Genomic DNA, 19,986 nt, shown 5'->3' with positions numbered 1-19,986 from the left:
TGTACTCACCCGAGAGACTCTCTCAGGCTTTCCTCCGGGCGCTTCCCTTCGGTCTTGCGTTTCCGACTCTATCAGATCTTTTTCTCGATCCGATTCCCTGTCGGTGGGATTGTCTTGTGGCTTTGGACTTTCGCCCGTCGGCCTTTCGACATTCACTACGTTAGCCGATTCCCTCCGCAACTCATAATCGAGTTCCACCGAGTTGGAATTCGGCATGCGGACATGCCGAATTCGCTCCCGTTGAGGGGCGTTGTAGGTAGTGGGTTGGCCGCTTCCGGCTGCTGGCGAATGCCGTACCCGGTTCAAGCGGCTCGGGCTACGTTACGCCCCGGCCAACAGCGAGTCAACTTCGGCGTTGCCTGGGGGCGTGGGCCCGATAGCGGCTCACCGTCGGGTCGTTGGCGACCCAGTACCGCCAGGGGTGGACGGCCCCGTCGCCGGAGACTCCGGTGCGCGGACCGCTGCGCACCTGGTCGGAGGAGACCGGGGTGCCGGTCAGGACCCTCAACGGGGTGTCCCCGGTGGCGCAGGCGTCCGTGCCGTCGAGGGCTCGGTCCACGTCCAGGGCGGTGGCCAGGCGGGCAGGGCCTTTGGCGAGTTCCTTGTCGTTTCGGGCCGAGAGTCGACGTTTGCGCGCCGCCTCGGCGCCTTCGACGATCTCGCCGGCGCGGAGCAGGACGGCGCTCGCCGTGCCCTCCGGACCGCAGACGAGGTTCATGCAGTGCCACATGCCGTAGGTGAAGTAGACGTACACGTGTCCGGGCGGACCGAACATCACGCTGTTGCGGGCCGTGGGACCCCGGAAGGCGTGCGAGCCCGGGTCGTTCGGGCCGTCGTAGGCCTCGACCTCCGTGAGGCGCAGGGTGATCGGACCGTCGGGGGTCGTACGGACGAGGAGGCGGCCGAGGAGATCCTGGGCGACCTGCAGGACAGGGCGGTCGAAGAAGGTCCTGGGGAGGGGCGTACGGTCGGGGGTCGCGATCATGCCCTCCGAGCGTAGTGCAGGGCGGTGGGTGCGTCGGGGTGGTCAGCGGCCGCTCGGCTTGCCAGGGTGTGGAGCGCGGAACCGGCCACGTCCGGATCGCGTTTGTAGGGATCAAGGGATCCCGTAGTTGAGGTCGTAGAAGGTCACGAGGGAGAGACATGGCGTTCAAGAAGCTGCTCGCGAGTCTGGGGGCCGGCGGGGCTTCGGTCGAGACGGTGCTGACCGAGGTCAACGTCGTTCCGGGCGGTGTCGTCCAGGGTGAGGTGCGGATCCAGGGCGGGTCCGTCAACCAGCAGATCGAGGGGCTGTCGGTCGGCCTGCAGGCCAAGGTCGAGGTGGAGAGCGGCGACCAGGAGTACAAGCAGGACATCGAGTTCACGAAGCTGCGGCTCGGGGGTGCCTTCGAACTGCAGGCTGGTGCCGTGCACGCGGTGCCGTTCGGGCTCGAGATCCCTTGGGAGACGCCGGTCACGACGATCGACGGGCAGACGCTGCGCGGCATGCACATCGGGGTGACCACCGAGCTGGAGATCGCCCGCGCCGTGGACTCCGGTGACCTGGACCCGATCAACGTCCACCCGCTGCCGGCGCAGAAGGCGATCCTGGACGCGTTCATCCAGCTGGGCTTCCGCTTCAAGAACGCGGACATGGAACGCGGTCACATCCGGGGGACGCGGCAGAAGCTGCCCTTCTACCAGGAGATCGAGTTCTTCCCGCCGTCGCAGTACCGGGGGCTGAACCAGGTCGAGCTGAGCTTCGTGGCCGACGAGCACGCGATGGACGTCGTGCTGGAGATGGACAAGAAGCCCGGCCTGTTCAGCGAGGGCAGTGACACGTTCCGTTCGTTCCAGGTGGGTCTGCTCGACTACCAGGCGACCGACTGGGCGGCGTACCTCAACCAGTGGCTGTCCGAGGTCGGCAGCAAGCGCAACTGGTTCTGAGGCGGTTACGCGTAGAGGGCCCGGAACGCCACACGGCGTTCCGGGCCCTCCGCGTGTGCTGGGCCGCGGTCGACGCGGGGACGCCGGTGAGGATTCTTCGGCGGCGCCTGCGGCTGGTGAATGATCGCCGCTCTGGGATCGGGCAACGGTATGTGACGGCGTGTAGGTCGTAGGCTCCGGAGGAAGTGCCTTTCCCGATCTATCAGGAGGTGTGTCGAGGTGACCGAGCCGAAGAGGCGGCCGCTGCCCCACGATTTCCATCCGCCGGTGCCGTCGTTCACGGTCACGAGCGAGGACGTGCAGGAGGGGGCGACGCTCAAGGACGCGCAGGTCCATGCGGCGGGGAACACCTCGCCGCAGTTGCGATGGGAGGGTTTCCCGCCCGGGACCAAGAGCTTCGCCGTGACCTGCTACGACCCCGACGCTCCGACGGGCAGCGGGTTCTGGCACTGGGTGCTGTTCGACATCCCGGCCTCGGTGACCGAGCTGCCGGCCGGGGCGGGCAGCGGCTCGTTCAAGGGGCTGCCGGCGGGTGCCGTGCAGGCGCGCAACGACTACGGCAGCAAGGACTTCGGCGGCGCCGCTCCGCCGCCGGGGGACGGGCCGCACCGGTACGTCTTCACGGTGTACGCGGTGGATCAGGAGAAGCTCGGTCCGGACGCGGACGCCTCGCCTGCCGTCGTGGGATTCAACCTGCGGTTCCACGCGATCGCCCGCGCCCAGCTGATCGGTGAGTACGAACATCCCACGGGGGGATGAGTCAGCTCATCGTTCATTGAACGTTTGCCCGTCTCTGGTCTTGGAAGTGATCAGAGGCGGGCATTTTGTTGCCGGGGGTCGCGGGGGTCACCTCCCGTGGAGCAGCAGATATTGCGTTGTCCATCTCGGCGTGCCCGGCCAGAGTTGATCCCAGCCCGCCACGGGGTGGGCCGGTGCACACAGGAGGTGGGCTGGTATGCGGGACACGCTGGTACTGAACGCGAGCTTCGAGCCGCTGTCGACGGTGACGTTGAACCGAGCCGTCGTCCTGGTGCTTCAGGACAAGGCCGTCGTCGAGCAGGCCCACCCCGAGTTGCGGATGCGCGGAGCCGAGGTCGACATACCGGCGCCGCGGGTGATCAGGCTGTGCCGGTACGTACGGGTGCCGTTCCGAAGACAAGCTCCGTGGTCGAGGCGGGGCGTGCTGGTCAGGGACCGGCACCGGTGCGCGTACTGCGGTCGTCGGGCGACGACCGTGGACCACGTGGTGCCGCGGGCGCAGGGGGGTCAGGACTCGTGGCTGAACACGGTCGCCTCGTGCGCGGAGGACAACCACCGTAAGGCGGACCGGACTCCGGAGCAGGCGGAGATGCCGTTGCTGCGGCAGCCGTTCGAGCCGACGCCGGCGGACGCGATGCTGTTGGCTTTGGGGCAGGAGGACTTCGCTGCCCTGCCCGCCTGGTTGGCCGGGGAAGCCGCTTAGCACTTGGCGAGAAGGCGGAGCCGCATATCGACACAGCCCCGCGCCCTTCAGGGCGCGGGGAACTGGCCGGAGTCGAAGAGAGCCCTCAGTCGATGGACGGCTTCTCGCGGCGTTCGCTGCCGCCGCCGTTGCCGGAGTTGTTGCCGCCGCCCGAACCGCCGCCGAGGTTGCCGAAGTTGCCCATGGCACCGGACAGCCCCTTGAGGGCGTCGCCGATTTCGCTGGGGACGATCCAGAGCTTGTTGGCGTCGCCCTCGGCGATCTTCGGGAGCATCTGCAGGTACTGGTAGGAGAGGAGCTTCTGGTCCGGGTCGCCTGCGTGGATCGCCTCGAAGACGGTGCGGACCGCCTGGGCTTCACCCTCGGCGCGCAGGGCCGCCGCCTTGGCCTCGCCTTCGGCGCGCAGGATCTGGGACTGCTTCTCGCCCTCGGCGGTGAGGATGGCGGCCTGGCGCGTGCCTTCCGCGGTGAGGATCGCGGCGCGCTTGTCACGGTCGGCGCGCATCTGCTTCTCCATCGAGTCCTGGATGGAGGTCGGCGGCTCGATGGCCTTCAGTTCCACGCGGTTGACGCGGATGCCCCACTTGCCGGTGGCCTCGTCGAGGACGCCGCGCAGGGCCGCGTTGATCTCCTCGCGGGAGGTCAGGGTCCGCTCCAGGTCCATGCCGCCGATGATGTTGCGGAGGGTGGTGACGGTGAGCTGCTCGATCGCCTGGATGTAGCTGGCGACCTCGTAGGTCGCGGCCCGCGCGTCGGTGACCTGGTAATAGATGACCGTGTCGATGTTGACCACCAGGTTGTCCTGGGTGATCACCGGCTGCGGCGGGAACGGCACGACCTGCTCGCGCAGGTCGATGCGGTTGCGGATGGTGTCGATGAACGGGACGACGATGTTGAGGCCCGCGTTGAGCGTCCGCGTGTAGCGGCCGAAGCGCTCCACGATGGCGGCGCTCGCCTGCGGGATGACCTGGATCGTCTTGATCAGGGCGATGAAGACCAACACCACCAGAATGACCAGGACGATGATGACCGGTTCCATCGCGGCTCCCCGTACCTTTCTCCGCCTCGGCGCTTTCGGAAGATCTTATGTCTGTTGAAGATCTTGCTGGTCGAGTCTGACAGACCGTCGTGCGGCTCGCGAGGTGTTCTGTTCACTTGCGTCGTGCGGGAGTTGTGCAAGGTCAGATGACGATCGCCGTGGCTCCTTCGATGTCCACGACGTCGACTTCCTGGCCTACGTCGTAGGCGCGATCGGTGTCGAGTGCGCGCGCCGACCAGACCTCCCCGGCGAGCTTGATACGACCGCCCGAGCCGTCCACTCGCTCCAGCACGACGGCCTGTTTGCCCTTCAACGCGTCGATGCCGGTGGCGAGTTGGGGACGCTGTTTGCTGTGCCGGATCGCGATGGGGCGTACGACGGCGATGAGGGCGACGGAGACGACGATGAAGACGAGCACCTGGGCGACGGCTCCGAGACCGAGGCCCGCGGCGATCGCGGCGGCGACGGCGCCGACCGCGAGCATGCCGAACTCGGGCATCGCGGTCACGACGAGCGGGATTCCGAGCGCTGCCGCGCCGACGAGCCACCACACCCATGCGTCGATGTCGTTCACACGGTCATGGTAGGGCCGCGGGTCTGGTCGCGGACAGGGCGCACAGGGGCAGCACCGGGTCAGGACAGTGGCAGGCCCTGGGCCGTCCAGCGGTCGCCGACCTGTTCCACGACGAGCGGGAGGCCGAAGCAGAGGGAGAGGTTGCGGGAGCTGAGTTCGAGCTCGACCGGGCCCGCGGCGAGGACCTTGCCCTGGCGGATCATGAGGACGTGGGTGAAGCCGGGGGCGATCTCCTCGACATGGTGCGTGACCATGATCATCGAGGGGGCGACGGGGTCGCGGGCGAGCCGGCCGAGACGGCGTACGAGGTCCTCGCGGCCGCCGAGGTCGAGGCCGGCGGCGGGCTCGTCGAGGAGGAGGAGCTCGGGGTCGGTCATCAGGGCGCGGGCGATGAGGGTGCGCTTGCGCTCGCCCTCGGAGAGGGTGCCGAACTTCCGGTCGAGGTACTCGCTCATGCCGAGGCGGTCGAGGAAGGCGCGGGCGCGCTGCTCGTCGACGTCCTCGTACTCCTCCTGCCAGCCGGCCGTCATGCCGTAGGCGGCGGTCAGCACGGTCTGCAGGACCGTCTGGCGCTTGGGGAGCTTGTCGGCGAGGGCGATGCCGGCCATACCGACGCGCGGGCGCAGCTCGAAGACGTCGGTGCCGGGCTTGCCGAGGGTCTCGCCGAGGACGGAGACGGTGCCGGCGCTGGGGAAGAGGTAGGTGGAGGCGATGTTCAGGAGGGTCGTCTTGCCGGCCCCGTTGGGACCGAGGATGACCCAGCGCTCGCCCTCCTTGACCGACCAGGAGACCTGGTCCACGAGAGCCCGGCCCTCACGGACCACGGATACGTCCTGAAGCTCCAGAACATCGCTCATGAGCGCGTTGTCTCCCCTTGCAGTGTGGCCGGTCGGTTGTCGCGGGCGCCTGTGGCTCGCACCGCCGCGCGTGGGTGGGCGCGGCCTCTTCGGGAAAATCTACGCCACCGGTCGGGCGGCCCGTTCCATCGGTCCGGTCCTTAGGGTGGGGGCATGCTCTCGGAACCGCGCTCTGGTCGCCTCACCGCTTGGGGAAATGCCCTGTTGGCCGGATTTGTCTCGCCGGACGATGCCGTCGTCGCCATCGTCGGCGAGGATGCCGTGCACCGGGTGGAGGGGCTGCCCGGCGAGTCGGGGCCCGTCGGGCTCACGCTCGCGCTGGGGCGGCTGCGGACGCTCGGTGTGAGCGGGCTGCGGGTGGCGCTGCCCGCGCCGGGGCATCCGCTGGGCCTCAGCGGGCCGCCCGAGTTCAACGCGCGGGCGCTGGAGGCGGAGGAGGCGGTGATCGGTCACGGCGCCGGGTACGGGCTCGTGCCCGAGGTGTACGAGGCCGGACCCGAGGGTGATGTGCACGTCGAGGTCGTGTGGCACTGCCTGCCGGTGCGGGAGGCTCCGCCGGCCGATGTGCCGTCGCTGGGCGAGGCGGAGCGGGAGCTGGCGGAGGCGCTGCGGGACGCGACGGCGGTGCTGTCGCGGCTGGACCTGGCGGGGTCGGGGCCGGTGGCGGAGGCGGCGATCGACGCGTACCGGGCTCGGGCCGAGCGGGGGCGGGACATGTTGGCGCCGGGGTATCCGCCCCGGGCGGTGCGGGTGCTGGAGATGGCGCAGCGGGTGGGGCTGCTGGTGTCGCTGGCGTTCGAGAACGGGCCTGGCGGTGCGGTGAGCTCCGCTGAGATGGCGGCGCGGGCGGAGGCGTTGCGGCCTGTTGAGCGGACGGCTCGGCGGGCGCAGGTCGCCGCGTACAACTCCGTTGTGGAGGGGCGGGAGCGGGGGATGCGGTGAGCGTGGGTTTCTGGTTGGCGTTTCCTGGTGTGGGCGTCCCTGGGGGCTCTGCCCCCAGGCCCCCGTGTCGGCCCTGAAGGGGCCTCGTCCTCAAACGCCGGACGGGCTGGTTGTGCGGGCCTGCGTTGAAAGGTCCCGGCAGGGCAAGGGGCAAGCAGGCCGGCCTCCCCCGGTGGGGGCCGGGGGAGGCCGGAGGTCAGTGCGGGTTCGGGTGAGGGCTCAGTGGTTGAGGCCCTGGTTGCCGAAGGCCGGGTTCAGCACGCCGATGACGTTCACGCTGTTGCCGACGACGTTGACCGGGACGGCTACCGGGGCCTGGACGAGGTTGCCCGAGACGACGCCCGGCGAGCTCTTGGCCTCGCCGAGGGCCGTGGCGCCCTCGGTGGCGGAGGCCATGCCGGCGCCCGCGGCGATCAGCCCGCCGGCCACCATCGTCACAGCCGCTGCCTTCTTCAGGTTCTTCACTTCTGACCCCTCCTAGCGATGACCGCGGCAGTCGCCGTGGTCCGTACTGGAGAACGGCGGGGGCCCGCGAAGGATGCGCCATCCGGGGGACATTCCCACGACGGTATGAATCTCGGATCGGAAGTTAACCTTCCCTGTTGCCGGCCCGGCCCGTCTCAGCCGGCCACGCCATGGCGTACGGCCCACAGGGCGGCCTGGGTGCGGTCCGCGAGGTCGAGCTTCATCAGGATGTTCGAGACATGCGTCTTGACCGTCTTCTCGGACAGGACCAGGGCGCGGGCGATCTCGCGGTTGGAGCGGCCGTCCGCTATCAGCCCGAGCACCTCGCGCTCCCGTTCGGTGAGCGAACCGCCTCTCCCCTGGCCCGAGTTGGCCTCGTCCTGAGAGAGGAGCGCGCCGGCCACCTCCGGCTGGAGCAGGATGTGGCCGGCGTGGACCGAGCGGATGGCGCCGGCGAGGGCGTCGGGGTCCACGTCCTTGTAGACGTACCCGGCGGCGCCCGCGCGCAGGGCCGGGACCACCGTGCGCTGTTCGGTGAAGCTGGTGACGATCAGCACGCGCGCGGGGTTGTCGAGTTCGCGGAGCCTGCGCAGGGCCTCGACGCCGTCCATGCCGGGCATCTTGACGTCCATCAGGACGACGTCCGGTTTCAGCTCCTCGGCGAGGGCGACTCCGTCGGCGCCGTCGGCGGCCTCGCCGACGACCTCGATGTCGTCCTGCACTTCGAGGAAGGTGCGCAGGCCTCGGCGGACGACCTGGTGGTCGTCGACGAGCAGCACCTTGATTGCGTCAGCCACCGGGAGCCTCCATCTCGATCGTGGTGCCCTTGCCGGGCCCCGATTCCACCGTGAGCGTGCCGCCGACCCCGCTCGCCCGGTCCCGCATCGACACCAGGCCCAGGTGGCGGCCGGCCCGGCGGGTGGTCGTCGGGTCGAAGCCGGCGCCGTCGTCCGTGACGCGCAGGACCGTGTGCTGGCCGCGCTTGTGGAGGGTGACCTCGACCCGCTCCGCTCCGGAGTGGCGCAGCGCGTTGTGCAGGGCCTCCTGGGCGACCCGGAGCAGGGCCTCCTCCTGGGCGGCGGGCAGGGCGCGGACACCGTGGCTGGTGAAGGTCACGCGCGCGCTGTGGGCGCGGTCAAGGACCTGGATCTGGGTGCGGAGGGTCGCGACGAGGCCGTCCTCGTCGAGGGCCGCGGGACGGAGCTCCACCACCGCGGCGCGCAGTTCGTCGGCCGCTTCCGCGGCCAGCGCGGCGACCTGCTGCAACTCGCCCTTCGCGCGCGAGGGGTCGCGGTCGACGAGGGCGGCGGCCGCCTGGGCCGTGAGGCGCAGGGAGAACAGCTTCTGGCTGACCGCGTCGTGCAACTCGTGGGCCAGCCGGGAGCGTTCCTCGGCGATGGTCAGCTCGCGGCTGCGTTCGTACAGGCGGGCGTTGGTGAGGGCTATGGCGGCGTGCTGGGCGAGGATCGAGAGCAGTTCCTCGTCGTCCTCGGTGAAGCGGCAGCTGCCCTCGGGCTCGGGGCAGTTCTTGTTGGCGAGGAACAGCGCGCCGATGACCTCGTCGCCGTCGCGGATGGGCAGGCCCAGGAAGTCGGACATGTCCGGGTGCGCCGACGGCCAGCCCTCGAAGCGGGGGTCCTCGCGGACGTCGGCGAGGCGCTCGACCTTGGCCTCCTGGAGCATCGCGGCGAGGATGCCGTGCTGACGCGGGAGCGGGCCGATGGCCTTCCACTGCTCGTCGCTGACGCCGTCGACGACGAACTGGGCGAACCCGCCGTGGTCGTCCGGAACGCCCAGAGCGGCGTATTGCGCGTCGAGCAGCTCACGGGCGGAGGCGACGATCGTCTTGAGGACGTCGCGCACCTCCAGGTGCCTGCTCATGGCCAGCAGCGCGGTGCTCACCGCGGCCAGGCCGGACCGGGGGCCTTGACTCATGCCCTCACGGTACCGGCGGGGTGTGACAGCGCGGATCGGACCTGTGACGGCCGCGGGCTGCGGCGGGAGACCTAGGTCGGAGGTCCCCGGTACAGCGGCCGAGGGCGCAGGGACCAGGTGTGCGGGCGTACGACGAAGGGCCCCTCTCGCTTGCGTCCCGCGTCCGAGGCGGGGCCGGCGGGCCGGTTCCTAGGTTGGGGGCATCGCCGGACGGAGGCGGATCGGACGAGGGGACGGTTGTCATGCCGGTAGCGATCATCACGGGTGCCTCGAAGGGGCTGGGGCGGGCGTTGGCGCAGGCGCTGGCCGCGCGGGGCTGGGATCTGGTGCTCGACGCCAGGACGGCGGGGGTGCTGAAGGAGACGGCGGCGGCCGTGGCGTCCTACGGGACCCGGGTCGAGGCCCGCGTGGGGGATGTCACGGATGCGGGGCACCGGGCCGAGCTGGTGGCGGCCGCCTGGCGCCTCGGCGGTTGCGACCTGCTGGTGAACAACGCCAGTGCGCTGGGCGCCGAGCCGCTGGTACGGCTGGAGAAGCTGTCGCTGGACGGGCTGCGGCGGGCGCTGGAGGTGAATGTCGTGGCGGCGCTGGGGCTGGTCCAGGAGGCGCTGCCGCTGCTGCACGGGGCGCGGGAGGGTGCGGTGATCACCGTCAGTTCGGACGCGGCCGCCGAGGCGTACGCGACGTGGGGCGGCTATGGGGCGTCCAAGGCGGCCCTGGACCAGTTGGCGGCGGTGCTCGGGGAGGAGGAGCCGGGGCTTCGGGTGTGGGCGGTGGATCCCGGGGACATGGCCACGGACCTGTACGCGGCGGCCGTGCCGGACGACGACGATCCCCGGCCGGATCCGGCCGGGGTGGCGCCGGCCTTTCTGCGGCTGCTGGACGAGCGGCCGGCGAGCGGCCGGTACGCGGCTCCGGGCCTGCTGGAGGGACGGCGATGACGCTTGCCGTGCACGTGCCGGAGGAGTTGTCGGCGCGGGTGCCGGCCGAGCAGCGCGGGCCGGGGCGGGACCGAGGCGACGTACGGCTGCTGGTGTCGCGGGGGACGGACGTGGCGCAGCACACGTTCCGGGAGCTGCCGTGCCTGCTGCGGGCCGGGGACCTGCTCGTGGTGAACACCTCGCCGACACTGGCGGCGGCCGTGGACGGGCGGGTCGGGCACGCGCGCGTGGTGGTGCACTTCTCCACGCGCGGGGACGACGGCCGATGGGCGGTGGAGCTGCGGGATCCGGACGGGAAGGGCACCACGCGCGCGCGTGCGGGAGGGCCGGCGGGGACGCGGGTGCGGCTGCCCGGGGGTGTGCAGCTGGTGCTGGAGGAGCCGCTGGGCCCGGGGAGCGGGCGGTTGTGGTGGGCGCGGGTGTCCGCCGGCGGGGCGGTACCGGGGCTGCTGCGGGAGCACGGGCGTCCCATCCGCTACTCCTATACGGAGCGGGATCAGCCGCTGTCCGTCTACCAGACGGTGTTCGCGCTGCCGTCGGCCGACGGGGCGGGCAGCGCGGAGATGCCCAGTGCGGCGCGGCCCTTCACGCCGGGGCTGGTGGCGGAGCTGGTGAGCCGCGGGGTGCAGTTCGCGCCGATCACGCTGCACACCGGGGTGGCCTCGGCGGAGGCGCACGAGCCGCCGTATCCGGAGCGGTTCGCGGTGCCGGAGGCGTCGGCCCGGCTGATCAACGCGGTGAAGGCCGGGGACAGGCGGGTGATCGCGGTCGGCACGACGGCCGTGCGGGCCGTGGAGTCGGCGGCCGGGGCGGACGGGGTCGTACGCGCGCGTGCGGGGTGGACGGATCTCGTCGTCACTCCCGCGCGCGGGGTGCGGGTGGTGGACGGGCTGCTGACCGGGCTGCACGAGCCGGAGGCCTCGCATCTGCTGATGCTGGAGGCGGTGGCGGGACGGGCGGCGATCGACCGGGGCTACGACGAGGCTCTGCGCGGGCGCTACCTGTGGCACGAGTTCGGGGACGTGCACCTCATCCTCCCGAGCTCAGGACCCTGACGCAGAGCATTGCTTTGGCAACCAGCAGTGAGAACGGGACGGGGGCCGTGTGAGCCCGCACATAGGGCGCAGATCACCTACGAGGGTCAATAGGAGATAAAGCGGGCACCGGTGAGCGGGGCAGATGGTTCTATCTGTCCCGATTTGCCCTTCCCCGGTCCACTATCGAGGATCGTACGTCACACCTTTGCCTGCCCTTTTTGCGGCCGCTAAGAATTGCTCTCGTCGCTCAGCGCCGTGGGTCTCCCCCGCGGCGCTCGTGCCGAAAGCACCCGCTGTCCGCCGTCGGACGAAGAGAGCGACCTCCGCGCTATTCGAAGAGGTCCTTCCGCATGCCCAAGAACACTCACAAGATCGCGATCGCGGGTGCCGCCACCCTCGGCGCCGCCGCCCTCGCCTTCTCCGTGGTGCCGGCCGACGCGCAGACGACCACTACGGACGCCGTCTCCTCGGCCCGGGTCGCCTACAGCTCCGAGCCGGTGCAGGACGTCAAGGCCAGCGTGACCGACCAGCTGGCCCAGGCGAGCGTGAAGGTCGACGCCATCGAGGCGAAGAAGAAGGCCGCCGCCGACGCCGCCGCCAAGAAGAAGGCCGCCGCCGAGGCCGCCGCGAAGGCCGCCGCCGCCGAGAAGAAGGCCGCTGCGGAGGCCGCCGCGAAGGCCGCCGCCGCGAAGAAGAAGGCTGCCGCCGCTGCCGCCGCCAAGAAGAAGGCCGCCGCCGCGCGCAAGGCGAAGGAGGCCGCGAGCCGGTCCGCCAAGCGCGTCGTGATCAAGAAGGCGACCGTCAAGAAGTACGCCGACAACCTCGACGGCTGGATCAAGCACTCCCTGGACATCATGAAGTCCAAGGGCATCCCGGGCAGCTACCACGGCCTGCACAAGAACATCATGCGGGAGTCCTCGGGCAACCCGAACGCGATCAACGACTGGGACATCAACGCCATCAACGGCATCCCGTCCAAGGGTCTGCTCCAGGTGATCCCGCCGACGTTCGCCGCGTACCACGTCTCCGGCACGTCCTGGAACATCTACGACCCGGTCGCCAACATCACCGCCGCCGCGAACTACGCGGCCGACAAGTACGGCTCGATCGACAACGTCAACAGCGCGTACTGAACACCCCTTCCATACGCCGATGGGCGGCGCCCCCGTAGCAGGGGCGCCGCCCGTCGGCGTACTGCGTGAGCGACTACTTGCGCATGACCTCGGGCTCGTGGCGGCGCAGGAAGCGAGCCACGAAGAAGCCGCAGATCACGCCGAGGACGATCAGCGCGGCCATGTCCATGCCCCAGGCGCCGACGGTGTGCTCCCACAGCGGATCGGTCTCGCCGCCGTCCTTGGGCGGGCTGATCTTGTTGAAGTCCAGCGTGGCGCCGGCGGCCGCGACGGCCCAGCGCGAGGGCATCAGATACGAGAACTCGTTGACGCCGACCGCGCCGTTCAGGGTGAACAGGCAGCCGGTGAAGACGACCTGGATGATCGCGAACATGACCAGCAGCGGCATGGTCTTCTCGGCCGTCTTCACCAGCGACGAGATGACCAGGCCGAACATCATCGAGGTGAAGCCCAGCGCCATGATCGGGATGGAGAGCTCGAACATGGTGGCGCTGCCGAGGACCAGGCCCTCCTTGGGGATCTCCCGGCTGGCGAAGCCGATCACGCCGACCATCAGGCCCTGCAGCACGGTGACCACGCCGAGCACGAACACCTTGGACATCAGGTACGCGGAGCGGGACAGGCCGGTGGCGCGCTCCCGCTCGTAGATGACCCGTTCCTTGATCAGCTCGCGGACGGAGTTCGCCGCGCCCGCGAAGCAGGCGCCGACCGCGAGGATGAGCAGGACGGTGGTGGCCGTGCCGTTGGGGATGATCCGGCCGGTCTTCGGGTTGGCCGGGTTGGGCAGCAGGCTGTTGCCGGAGTCGATGAGCAGGCTCACCGCGCCGAGGACGGCCGGCAGGATCACCGTCAGGGCCAGGAAGCCCTTGTCAGAGGCGATCACCGAGACATAGCGGCGCACCAGTGTGACGAACTGCGACATCCAGCCCTGCGGCTTCGGCGGCTTCATCGCCTGCATCGGCGGCATCTGTACGGACTGCGGTGCGATGGCGTCGATGTCCGCGGCGTACATCTGGTAGTGCTGCGAGCCCTTCCAGCGTCCCGCCCAGTCGTAGTCGCGGTAGTTCTCGAAGGCGGAGAAGACGTCGGCCCAGGTGTCGTAGCCGAAGAAGTTCAGCGCCTCCTCGGGCGGGCCGAAGTAGGCGACGGCGCCGCCGGGCGCCATCACGAGCAGCTTGTCGCAGATCGCGAGCTCGGCCACGGAGTGCGTGACGACGAGGACCGTGCGGCCGTCGTCGGCGAGGCCCCGCAGCAGCTGCATGACATCGCGGTCCATGCCCGGGTCGAGGCCCGAGGTGGGCTCGTCGAGGAAGATCAGCGACGGCTTGGTGAGCAGCTCCAGGGCCACCGAGACGCGCTTGCGCTGGCCGCCGGAGAGGGAGGTGACCTTCTTCTCCTTGTGGATGTCCAGCTTCAGCTCGCGCAGCACCTCGTCGATGCGGGTGTCGCGCTCCGCCGGGGTGGTGTCGGCGGGGAAGCGGAGCTTGGCCGCGTACTTCAGGGCCTTCTTGACGGTCAGTTCCTTGTGCAGGATGTCGTCCTGCGGGACCAGACCGATGCGCTGGCGCAGCTCGGCGAACTGCTTGTAGAGGTTGCGGTTGTCGTAGAGGACGTCGCCCTGGTTGGCGGGCCGGTAGCCGGTGAGCGCCTTGAGCAGGGTGGACTTGCCGGAACCCGATGGTCCGATGACCGCGATCAGCGACTTCTCCGGGACGCCGAAGGAGACGTCCTTGAGGATCTGCTTGCCGCCGTCGACCGTGACGGTCAGGTGCCGGGCGGAGAAGGAGACCTCACCGGTGTCGACGAACTCCTCGAGGCGGTCGCCGACGATCCGGAACGTCGAGTGGCCGACGCCGACGATGTCGGCGGGGCCCAACTGGACCGAGCCGCCCTTGGGGATCGGCTGGCCGTTGACGTAGGTGCCGTTGTGCGAGCCGAGGTCGCGGATCTCCATCCGGCCGTCGGGCGTCGAGTGGAACTCGGCGTGGTGACGGGAGACCTGCAGGTCCGAGACGACCAGCTCGTTCTCCAGGGCACGGCCGATGCGCATCACGCGGCCGAGGGAGAACTGGTGGAACGTGGTGGGGCTGCGGTCGCCGTAGACCGGCGGCGCCCCCGCGCCACCACCGGGAACCTTCTGCGCGTAGCCCGCGGCTGGCCCCTGCTGCGGGACCTGCGGTGCGGCCTGCTGCGGCTGCTGCCAGCCGGCCTGCGCGGCCTGCGGTTGCGGGGCCTGCTGGGCCCAGCCCGGGTTCGCGGCCTGCGCGGCGAAGGGCTGCTGCTGCGGCTGCGCGACGGGCGCCTGTGCCCCCGTCAGGTTGACGCGCGGCCCGTCGGTCGCGTTGCCCAGGTGCAGCGCCGAGCCAGGGCCGAGCTCCAGTTGATGGATCCGTTGGCCCTGCGCGAACGTGCCGTTGGTGCTGCCGTGGTCCTCGACGACCCAACTGCGGCCGTTGAAGCTGACCGTGGCGTGACGCCAGGAGACCCTGGCGTCGTCGAGGACGATATCTCCCTGCGGATCACGTCCGAGGGTGTATGTCCTGGACGGATCGAGCGTCCAGGTGCGTCCGTTCAATTCCAGTACGAGTTCCGGCACTCCAGCCCCACTGAGTTGTCCCCCGAGTTACCCCCATCAACAGGGAGTCTAGGGATGTCGAACATCGGGGGGAACTATTTCAGTAGCGGCCCCCTGACCGAAAGTCGGGCCTTGTGAAGAGCGTGCACGAGCGTATCGGCCGTTCCCGTTGACGGGGTTGAAACCTGCCCGGAGAGTGGTAAAAGCACGCGAGGGGGGACGGAAGCGGCGATCTTCGCCGCTGCGCGCCGCGGATCGGGGGGTCTGCATGAGTGCCGGCACAGGTGTCGAAGGCAGGGGGAGCGCGGCGCGCGGCGGGGGCGTGCCGTGGACGGACGTGCTGCTGACCGCCGTTGCCGCGGTGAGCTGGGCGTTGATCGGGATGGCGGGGACGGCGGCGCTCGGACTGCAGCTGCTGAAGGCGGACTCGGCGGGCTCGTTGGGCCCGATGACGGCCGCGGTGGTGGCCCTGGGGGCCGGGGGCTCGGTGACCCCGTCCGGCGATGTGTCCGCCTTCGGGCTCACGGGCGCGGAGGCGAACACCGCCGTCGAGATCACGCCATTGGGGGTGAGCCTGGTGGGTGCGCTGCTGCTGTCGTGGTTCTTCCTGCGGTCCCTTCGTGCGGCCGGAGTCGTGATCGCCCCGGCCGAACTCCTCGCCCGCGTCGGCGCGGTGGTCGCGGTGTTCGTGGCGATGCTCGGCGGGCTGGTCTGGGCGGGGCACGACGTCATCACCTTCGACGGCGGCGCACTGGGCCTGGACGACCTGCCCGGCGGAGGCGGGGGCGGGGGCGGGGGCCTGGAGATCCCCGGGCTCGGGGACGTCGGGGACATCGGCGGGCTGCTGCCCGACCGGCTCGGCGACCTGGTCGAGGCGAAGGCCGCGGTCGGCTTCACCGTCGACGTGGCGCCGACGCTGCTCGGCGGCCTCGGCTGGTGCCTCGGCATCCTGCTGATCGCTCTGCTGGCCTCGCGCCGCACGCCGCTGCCGCGCGGCTGGGAGGCGGTGCACCGCGTGGTGCGGCCGGCGGCGTCCGCCGTCGTCACCGTGCTGCTGGTGGCGGTGTCGGCCGGATTCGCCGCGGCCGCGTACGCGGCGATCGGCGACGACCATCCCCGGCGGATCGCGGGAGCGGCGCTGCTCGGCGCGCCGAACGGGGTCTGGCTGGGCATCCCGATCGGCCTGTTCGTCCCCTGGGACGGACACGCGACGGGAGCCCTGACGAACGTCCTCCCGGACCCCCTCGACGACCTCCTCAGGGTCGGCGCCGACCAGCGGGTGACCCTGCCCCGCCTGGCCGAACTGGACAGCCGCGTGTGGCTGCTGGGAGTGGCGACGGCCCTGATGATGCTGCTGGCGGGAGTCCTGACAGCGGTACGAACGCCCTGGGGCGGGAGGGGGTTCGGCGGGAGGTCTACGGGCGGGACGGCGCCGGCGGGGCTCGATGCGGGGGCGAATGCGGCTGGTTCGGGGGCCGGAGCGTGGCCGGGCTGGGGGGCCGGGTCGGGCTCGGGGGCCGGGTCGGGCTCGGGGGCGGGTTCCCGAGGGTGGGCGGGTTCCGGGGCGGATGTGAGTGGGGCAGGGGGCGCGGGCTCGGGAGGCGGGGCCCGGCCAGGGTCACGGGCTGAGGCCGGTGCGGGGGCGGCCGGGAGGGCTGGGGCCGGAAAGGATGCGGGGTACGGGCGTGGTGTGGGCGGGGCGGACTGGAACGGGGAGCGTGCGCGCGGCGGGGAAAGGCCGGGCGAGTGGGCAGGGCCGGGGTCGGGCGGAGCTCGGCGAGGATCGGCCGCAGGGTCTGCCGGGAGAGGGGCGGGCTCGCGAAGGGGCGGTGTCGTCGGGTTCGTCGGGTGGTGTGCTGTGCGGCTGGGGGTGGCGAGTGCCTTGGCGTTGACGTTGGTCGTCTGGTTGACGGAGGTGTCCGTGAACGCCTCGTTGTCGGTGCTGGGGTTCGATGCGTTCGGGGCAGGGCTGGAATTGCGCGGGCATCTCGGGACGGCGCTGCTGCTGGGGGTCGCGTGGGGCGCGGGAGCGGGGGGCGCCGGTGGGCTGCTGGCGTGTGCCTCGGGGGCGGCGGGGCGGCGGGCGGCGCCGCTGGCACGGGGTGACGTGGGGAGCGCCGCGGCGGAGGATCCCGGCCAGGACCGTGGGCTGACGGGGGTGGCCGGCGACGGGGCGGGGCCGTACGCGCCGGGCGCCTCGTACCGGCCGCCGAATCCGGCGACCAATCCCTACCTGCGGCTGCCGGACGAGCTGCTGGAGGTGCAGGACGCGCGGCCGGAGGCGGCGCGGGGCGAGGGCGACAGGACCGAGCGGTCGAGGCCGTACGAGAGCTCCCGGCGGGGCGAGCCGCCGGCGACGGGCGGGCGTCCGCCGGAGGTCCCGCCGGGCCGGGACGACGTCTACGGCGCACCGACCGTGGTCCGGCCGATCGGGCCGCCGCCCCGCTCACCGCGTCGGCCCCCCGGCCCGCGCCCCGGCGCGCGGCCGTCGTCCGGGCCGGACGAGGGACCGCCTCCGCCGCCTCCCCCACCGCCGCCTCCCCCGCCGAGGACGCCGAAAGGGCAGCGGTGATGCCCGCGGGAGAACGTTGCGGGAGACTGTTGAGGTGCGCGCCACCTCGCGGACATCCACTGTTCCCTGTCCGTCAGGCGGACCTCGGCGGCGGAAGGCACTGGGTGCCGGATACGGTGGAGACACCATGAGCGCTTTGCAGACTTCGTCCTCCGACGTCCCCACGCTCCTTGTCAAGATCTTCGGCAAGGACAGGCCGGGCATCACGGCCGGCCTCTTCGACACCCTCGCCGCCTACTCCGTCGACGTGGTCGACATCGAGCAGGTCGTCACCCGAGGCCGGATGGTGCTGTGCGCGCTCGTGACCGAGCCGCCGACCGGCCTGGAGGGGGAGCTGCGGTCGACGGTCCACAGCTGGGCCGAGTCGATGAAGATGCAGGCGGAGATCATCTCCGGCCTCGGCGACAACCGGCCGCGCGGCCTCGGCCGGTCGCTGGTCACCGTGCTCGGGCATCCGCTCACCGCGGAGGCCACGGCGGCGATCGCCTCGAAGATCACGAAGGCCGGCGGCAACATCGACCGTATCTTCCGGCTCGCCAAGTACCCCGTCACCGCCGTCGAGTTCGCCGTCTCCGGTGTGGAGACCGAGCCGCTGCGCACCGCCCTGGTCCTGGACGCGGCGGCGCTCGGCGTGGACGTCGCCGTGGTGGACGCCGGCCTGTACCGGCGGGCCCAGCGGCTCGTCGTCATGGACGTCGACTCCACCCTCATCCAGGACGAGGTGATCGAGCTCTTCGCCGCACACGCCGGCTGCGAGAACGAGGTCGCCGAGGTGACGGCTGCCGCGATGCGCGGTGAGCTCGACTTCGAGCAGTCGCTGCACGCACGCGTGGCGCTGCTGGAGGGGCTGGACGCCTCGGTCGTGGACAAGGTGCGCGCCGAGGTGCGGCTGACGCCGGGTGCGCGCACGCTGATCCGGACGCTGAAGCGGCTCGGCTATCAGGTGGGCGTGGTCTCCGGCGGTTTCACCCAGGTCACCGACGATCTGCAGGAGCGGCTCGGGCTGGACTTCGCCCAGGCGAACACGCTGGAGATCGTCGACGGCCGGCTGACCGGCAGGGTCACGGGCGAGATCGTGGACCGTGCGGGCAAGGCGCGGCTGCTGCGCAGGTTCGCCGCCGAGGCGGGCGTACCGCTGTCGCAGACCGTGGCGATCGGTGACGGCGCCAACGACCTGGACATGCTGAACGCAGCCGGTCTCGGGGTCGCCTTCAACGCCAAGCCGGTGGTGCGCCAGGCGGCGCACACGGCGGTGAACGTGCCGTTCCTGGACACAGTCCTGTATCTGCTGGGCATCACCCGCGAAGAGGTCGAGGCCGCGGAGACGCACGACGAGCGGTAGGCCCCCGCGCGGACCCGGACGCGACGGGGAGGGCCCGGCGCCGTCGATGCTTCGACGGCGCCGGGCCCTCGCGCGTGCGAGGGTGGGTTACTCGGAGGGCGCCCAGTAGTCGAGCAGCGTGGCCGCGCCCGGTTCCAGGGACTTCCAGGAGCCGTCGAAGGAGACGACGGCGAAGGCGGCGGCCGGGAATCCGCGGCGGTGCATCCGCTCGCCCGCGTCGCCGTCGGCTTGGCCGGACAGGACGTCGGCGAGGCCCTGGACGCCGGGGTTGTGGCCGATCAGGACGAGGTTGCGCACGTCGTCCGGCGTCTCGTTGAGCAGGGCGATGAGCTCGCCCGGCGAGGCCTCGTAGATCCGCTCCTCGTAGACGGTTTTCGGCCGCTGTGGGAACTCCTGGACGGCGAGCTTCCACGTCTCCCTGGTCCGGACCGCGGTGGAGCACAGGGCCAGGTCGAAGGGGATGCCGGAGTCGGTCAGCTTGCGTCCGGCGACTGCGGCGTCCTTTCGGCCCCGCTCAGCGAGCGGACGCTCGTGGTCGGTCACCTGTGGCCAGTCGGCTTTCGCATGGCGGAAGAGGACGATCCTGCGGGGTTCTGCGACGCTCATGTATCCCAGCTTCGCATGAAACAGGCCATGGGGCGCAGGGAGTTGACATGCGGCTTCACCAGCGGTCCGAAGGCGGCCGGAGCCGCCCGTGCGGGGGTGCGAAAGCCACCGTCCTACTGTGCGATCAGCTGCTGTACGCGCTCGACGAGGTGGGGTATCGCCGGGTCGCCGGTGGCCGCGTGGGCGTCGGCGGGGTTCAGTATCAGCACGAAGAGGATGACGAAGGCGAGGGTCGGGAGGGCGAGGGCCCACCAGGGCAGCCGGGTGTCGACGCCGCCCGGGGTGGCCGACCGGGGCCGGGTGTGCGTAGGGGCCGGCATGGGTGCCTCCGCTGTCTTCGAGGGGTCCACGGTCCCTGGACCGTGGTCCGTGGCAGTGATCCGCGTCGCGGTCACACCTCGAAGTTACGGAATCGGCGGCCGTCAACCCATCCGGAGATCCACCCACTTGACCCTGACCTCCACCCCCTAGGGGACAGGGGGGTTAACCCCCGTTATGTTCTTCGCGGTCCTGCAACGGGGCCGCTGGCCTCCGGGCCCGGCATGACTGTGTCCCCCTGTCGAAGGCATGACCTGGGGGG

Annotated in this window: 19 protein-coding genes; 9 read left to right on the top strand and 10 right to left on the bottom strand. The window is 71.0% G+C overall.

The annotated features are described in order from the left end of the window. Window positions 1-343: 343 nt before the first annotated feature. Window positions 344-985 (bottom strand): DNA-3-methyladenine glycosylase, encoded by a 642-nt coding sequence (locus ACIBAF_RS47130; protein ID WP_399472658.1) that lies wholly within the window; start codon window positions 983-985, stop codon window positions 344-346. Between the two features lie 158 nt (window positions 986-1,143). Between ACIBAF_RS47130 and ACIBAF_RS47125 the strand changes: the two genes are divergently transcribed. From ACIBAF_RS47125 to ACIBAF_RS47115, 3 genes are all read left to right on the top strand, one after another. Then, the gene (locus tag ACIBAF_RS47125; protein ID WP_399472656.1) at window positions 1,144-1,926 is read left to right on the top strand and encodes a sporulation protein; all 783 of its coding nucleotides are present in this window, start codon (window positions 1,144-1,146) and stop codon (window positions 1,924-1,926) included. 219 nt (window positions 1,927-2,145) lie between these two features. Then, window positions 2,146-2,685, top strand: a complete 540-nt coding sequence (locus ACIBAF_RS47120) for a YbhB/YbcL family Raf kinase inhibitor-like protein (RefSeq protein WP_399472654.1) — start codon at window positions 2,146-2,148, stop codon at window positions 2,683-2,685. A gap of 196 nt (window positions 2,686-2,881) precedes the next feature. After that, window positions 2,882-3,388 (top strand): HNH endonuclease, encoded by a 507-nt coding sequence (locus ACIBAF_RS47115; protein ID WP_399472652.1) that lies wholly within the window; start codon window positions 2,882-2,884, stop codon window positions 3,386-3,388. 85 nt (window positions 3,389-3,473) lie between these two features. Here ACIBAF_RS47115 and ACIBAF_RS47110 read toward each other — a convergent pair whose 3' ends face one another. The 3 genes from ACIBAF_RS47110 to ACIBAF_RS47100 all read right to left on the bottom strand — a co-directional run bounded on the left by ACIBAF_RS47110 (window position 3,474) and on the right by ACIBAF_RS47100 (window position 5,858). Continuing rightward, window positions 3,474-4,427 carry an SPFH domain-containing protein gene (locus ACIBAF_RS47110; protein ID WP_399472650.1) on the bottom strand — a complete coding sequence of 318 codons (954 nt, stop codon included), beginning with the start codon at window positions 4,425-4,427 and terminating at the stop codon, window positions 3,474-3,476. A 142-nt stretch (window positions 4,428-4,569) separates the two neighbouring features. Continuing rightward, window positions 4,570-5,001 (bottom strand): NfeD family protein, encoded by a 432-nt coding sequence (locus tag ACIBAF_RS47105; protein ID WP_399472648.1) that lies wholly within the window; start codon window positions 4,999-5,001, stop codon window positions 4,570-4,572. A gap of 59 nt (window positions 5,002-5,060) precedes the next feature. Beyond that, window positions 5,061-5,858, bottom strand: a complete 798-nt coding sequence (locus tag ACIBAF_RS47100; protein ID WP_079663204.1) for an ABC transporter ATP-binding protein — start codon at window positions 5,856-5,858, stop codon at window positions 5,061-5,063. 153 nt (window positions 5,859-6,011) lie between these two features. On the opposite strand from ACIBAF_RS47100, the gene ACIBAF_RS47095 reads away from it, so the two are divergent. Next, a complete protein-coding gene (locus ACIBAF_RS47095) occupies window positions 6,012-6,800 on the top strand; it encodes a hypothetical protein (protein WP_399472646.1) in 789 nt (262 codons plus the stop codon). Window positions 6,801-7,019: 219 nt separating this feature from the next. Here the strand turns inward: ACIBAF_RS47095 and ACIBAF_RS47090 are convergent, their stop codons facing one another. From ACIBAF_RS47090 to ACIBAF_RS47080, 3 genes are all read right to left on the bottom strand, one after another. After that, window positions 7,020-7,265 (bottom strand): chaplin, encoded by a 246-nt coding sequence (locus ACIBAF_RS47090; protein WP_079663202.1) that lies wholly within the window; start codon window positions 7,263-7,265, stop codon window positions 7,020-7,022. Window positions 7,266-7,420: 155 nt separating this feature from the next. Then, complete coding sequence (locus ACIBAF_RS47085; RefSeq protein WP_399472644.1) at window positions 7,421-8,062, bottom strand: response regulator; 642 nt, start codon at window positions 8,060-8,062, stop codon at window positions 7,421-7,423. Beyond that, on the bottom strand, window positions 8,055-9,200 hold the full coding sequence (locus ACIBAF_RS47080; protein ID WP_399472642.1) for a GAF domain-containing sensor histidine kinase: 1,146 nt from the start codon (window positions 9,198-9,200) through the stop codon (window positions 8,055-8,057). The genes ACIBAF_RS47085 and ACIBAF_RS47080 overlap by 8 nt, the downstream gene beginning before the upstream one ends. Window positions 9,201-9,442: 242 nt before the next feature. On the opposite strand from ACIBAF_RS47080, the gene ACIBAF_RS47075 reads away from it, so the two are divergent. From ACIBAF_RS47075 to ACIBAF_RS47065, 3 genes are all read left to right on the top strand, one after another. Beyond that, window positions 9,443-10,141: an SDR family NAD(P)-dependent oxidoreductase gene (locus ACIBAF_RS47075; protein ID WP_399472640.1), complete on the top strand. Its 699-nt coding sequence runs from the start codon at window positions 9,443-9,445 to the stop codon at window positions 10,139-10,141. Then, window positions 10,138-11,196 (top strand): S-adenosylmethionine:tRNA ribosyltransferase-isomerase, encoded by a 1,059-nt coding sequence (locus tag ACIBAF_RS47070; protein WP_399472638.1) that lies wholly within the window; start codon window positions 10,138-10,140, stop codon window positions 11,194-11,196. Before ACIBAF_RS47075 ends, ACIBAF_RS47070 begins: the two co-directional genes overlap by 4 nt. 332 nt (window positions 11,197-11,528) lie before the next feature. Next, window positions 11,529-12,311: a transglycosylase SLT domain-containing protein gene (locus ACIBAF_RS47065; RefSeq protein WP_399472636.1), complete on the top strand. Its 783-nt coding sequence runs from the start codon at window positions 11,529-11,531 to the stop codon at window positions 12,309-12,311. A gap of 73 nt (window positions 12,312-12,384) precedes the next feature. Here the strand turns inward: ACIBAF_RS47065 and ACIBAF_RS47060 are convergent, their stop codons facing one another. Further along, a complete protein-coding gene (locus ACIBAF_RS47060) occupies window positions 12,385-14,907 on the bottom strand; it encodes an FHA domain-containing protein (RefSeq protein WP_399472634.1) in 2,523 nt (840 codons plus the stop codon). 247 nt (window positions 14,908-15,154) lie between these two features. Here ACIBAF_RS47060 and ACIBAF_RS47055 point away from each other — a divergent pair, with 247 nt between their 5' ends. Together ACIBAF_RS47055 and serB are read left to right on the top strand one after the other, a co-directional pair. Further along, complete coding sequence (locus ACIBAF_RS47055; RefSeq protein WP_399472632.1) at window positions 15,155-17,458, top strand: streptophobe family protein; 2,304 nt, start codon at window positions 15,155-15,157, stop codon at window positions 17,456-17,458. Between the two features lie 127 nt (window positions 17,459-17,585). Continuing rightward, a complete protein-coding gene (serB, locus tag ACIBAF_RS47050) occupies window positions 17,586-18,800 on the top strand; it encodes a phosphoserine phosphatase SerB (protein WP_399472630.1) in 1,215 nt (404 codons plus the stop codon). 87 nt (window positions 18,801-18,887) lie between these two features. On the opposite strand, the gene ACIBAF_RS47045 is transcribed toward serB, so the two are convergent. Both ACIBAF_RS47045 and ACIBAF_RS47040 read right to left on the bottom strand, forming a co-directional pair. Further along, window positions 18,888-19,406 carry a SixA phosphatase family protein gene (locus ACIBAF_RS47045; protein ID WP_399472628.1) on the bottom strand — a complete coding sequence of 173 codons (519 nt, stop codon included), beginning with the start codon at window positions 19,404-19,406 and terminating at the stop codon, window positions 18,888-18,890. Window positions 19,407-19,519: 113 nt separating this feature from the next. Then, complete coding sequence (locus tag ACIBAF_RS47040; protein WP_399472626.1) at window positions 19,520-19,726, bottom strand: hypothetical protein; 207 nt, start codon at window positions 19,724-19,726, stop codon at window positions 19,520-19,522. Window positions 19,727-19,986: the final 260 nt, after the last annotated feature.

This window comes from Streptomyces sp. NPDC051677 (assembly GCF_044453465.1).
Classification (GTDB): domain Bacteria; phylum Actinomycetota; class Actinomycetes; order Streptomycetales; family Streptomycetaceae; genus Streptomyces.
Note: the sequence above shows the minus strand (reverse complement) of the source record. Positions and strands in the feature narration are given on the sequence as shown.

Excerpts from the sequence above, each read along its gene's own strand:
- ACIBAF_RS47110 (WP_399472650.1), bottom strand. The coding sequence starts at position 4,427 with ATGGAACCGGTCATCATCGTCCTGGTCATTCTGGTGGTGTTGGTCTTC.
- ACIBAF_RS47065 (WP_399472636.1), top strand. The coding sequence starts at position 11,529 with ATGCCCAAGAACACTCACAAGATCGCGATCGCGGGTGCCGCCACCCTC.
- ACIBAF_RS47080 (WP_399472642.1), bottom strand. The coding sequence starts at position 9,200 with ATGAGTCAAGGCCCCCGGTCCGGCCTGGCCGCGGTGAGCACCGCGCTG.
- ACIBAF_RS47055 (WP_399472632.1), top strand. The coding sequence starts at position 15,155 with ATGAGTGCCGGCACAGGTGTCGAAGGCAGGGGGAGCGCGGCGCGCGGC.
- ACIBAF_RS47100 (WP_079663204.1), bottom strand. The coding sequence starts at position 5,858 with ATGAGCGATGTTCTGGAGCTTCAGGACGTATCCGTGGTCCGTGAGGGC.
- ACIBAF_RS47125 (WP_399472656.1), top strand. The coding sequence starts at position 1,144 with ATGGCGTTCAAGAAGCTGCTCGCGAGTCTGGGGGCCGGCGGGGCTTCG.
- ACIBAF_RS47070 (WP_399472638.1), top strand. The coding sequence starts at position 10,138 with ATGACGCTTGCCGTGCACGTGCCGGAGGAGTTGTCGGCGCGGGTGCCG.
- ACIBAF_RS47075 (WP_399472640.1), top strand. The coding sequence starts at position 9,443 with ATGCCGGTAGCGATCATCACGGGTGCCTCGAAGGGGCTGGGGCGGGCG.
- ACIBAF_RS47040 (WP_399472626.1), bottom strand. The coding sequence starts at position 19,726 with ATGCCGGCCCCTACGCACACCCGGCCCCGGTCGGCCACCCCGGGCGGC.
- ACIBAF_RS47095 (WP_399472646.1), top strand. The coding sequence starts at position 6,012 with ATGCTCTCGGAACCGCGCTCTGGTCGCCTCACCGCTTGGGGAAATGCC.
- serB (WP_399472630.1), top strand. The coding sequence starts at position 17,586 with ATGAGCGCTTTGCAGACTTCGTCCTCCGACGTCCCCACGCTCCTTGTC.
- ACIBAF_RS47045 (WP_399472628.1), bottom strand. The coding sequence starts at position 19,406 with ATGAGCGTCGCAGAACCCCGCAGGATCGTCCTCTTCCGCCATGCGAAA.
- ACIBAF_RS47130 (WP_399472658.1), bottom strand. The coding sequence starts at position 985 with ATGATCGCGACCCCCGACCGTACGCCCCTCCCCAGGACCTTCTTCGAC.
- ACIBAF_RS47115 (WP_399472652.1), top strand. The coding sequence starts at position 2,882 with ATGCGGGACACGCTGGTACTGAACGCGAGCTTCGAGCCGCTGTCGACG.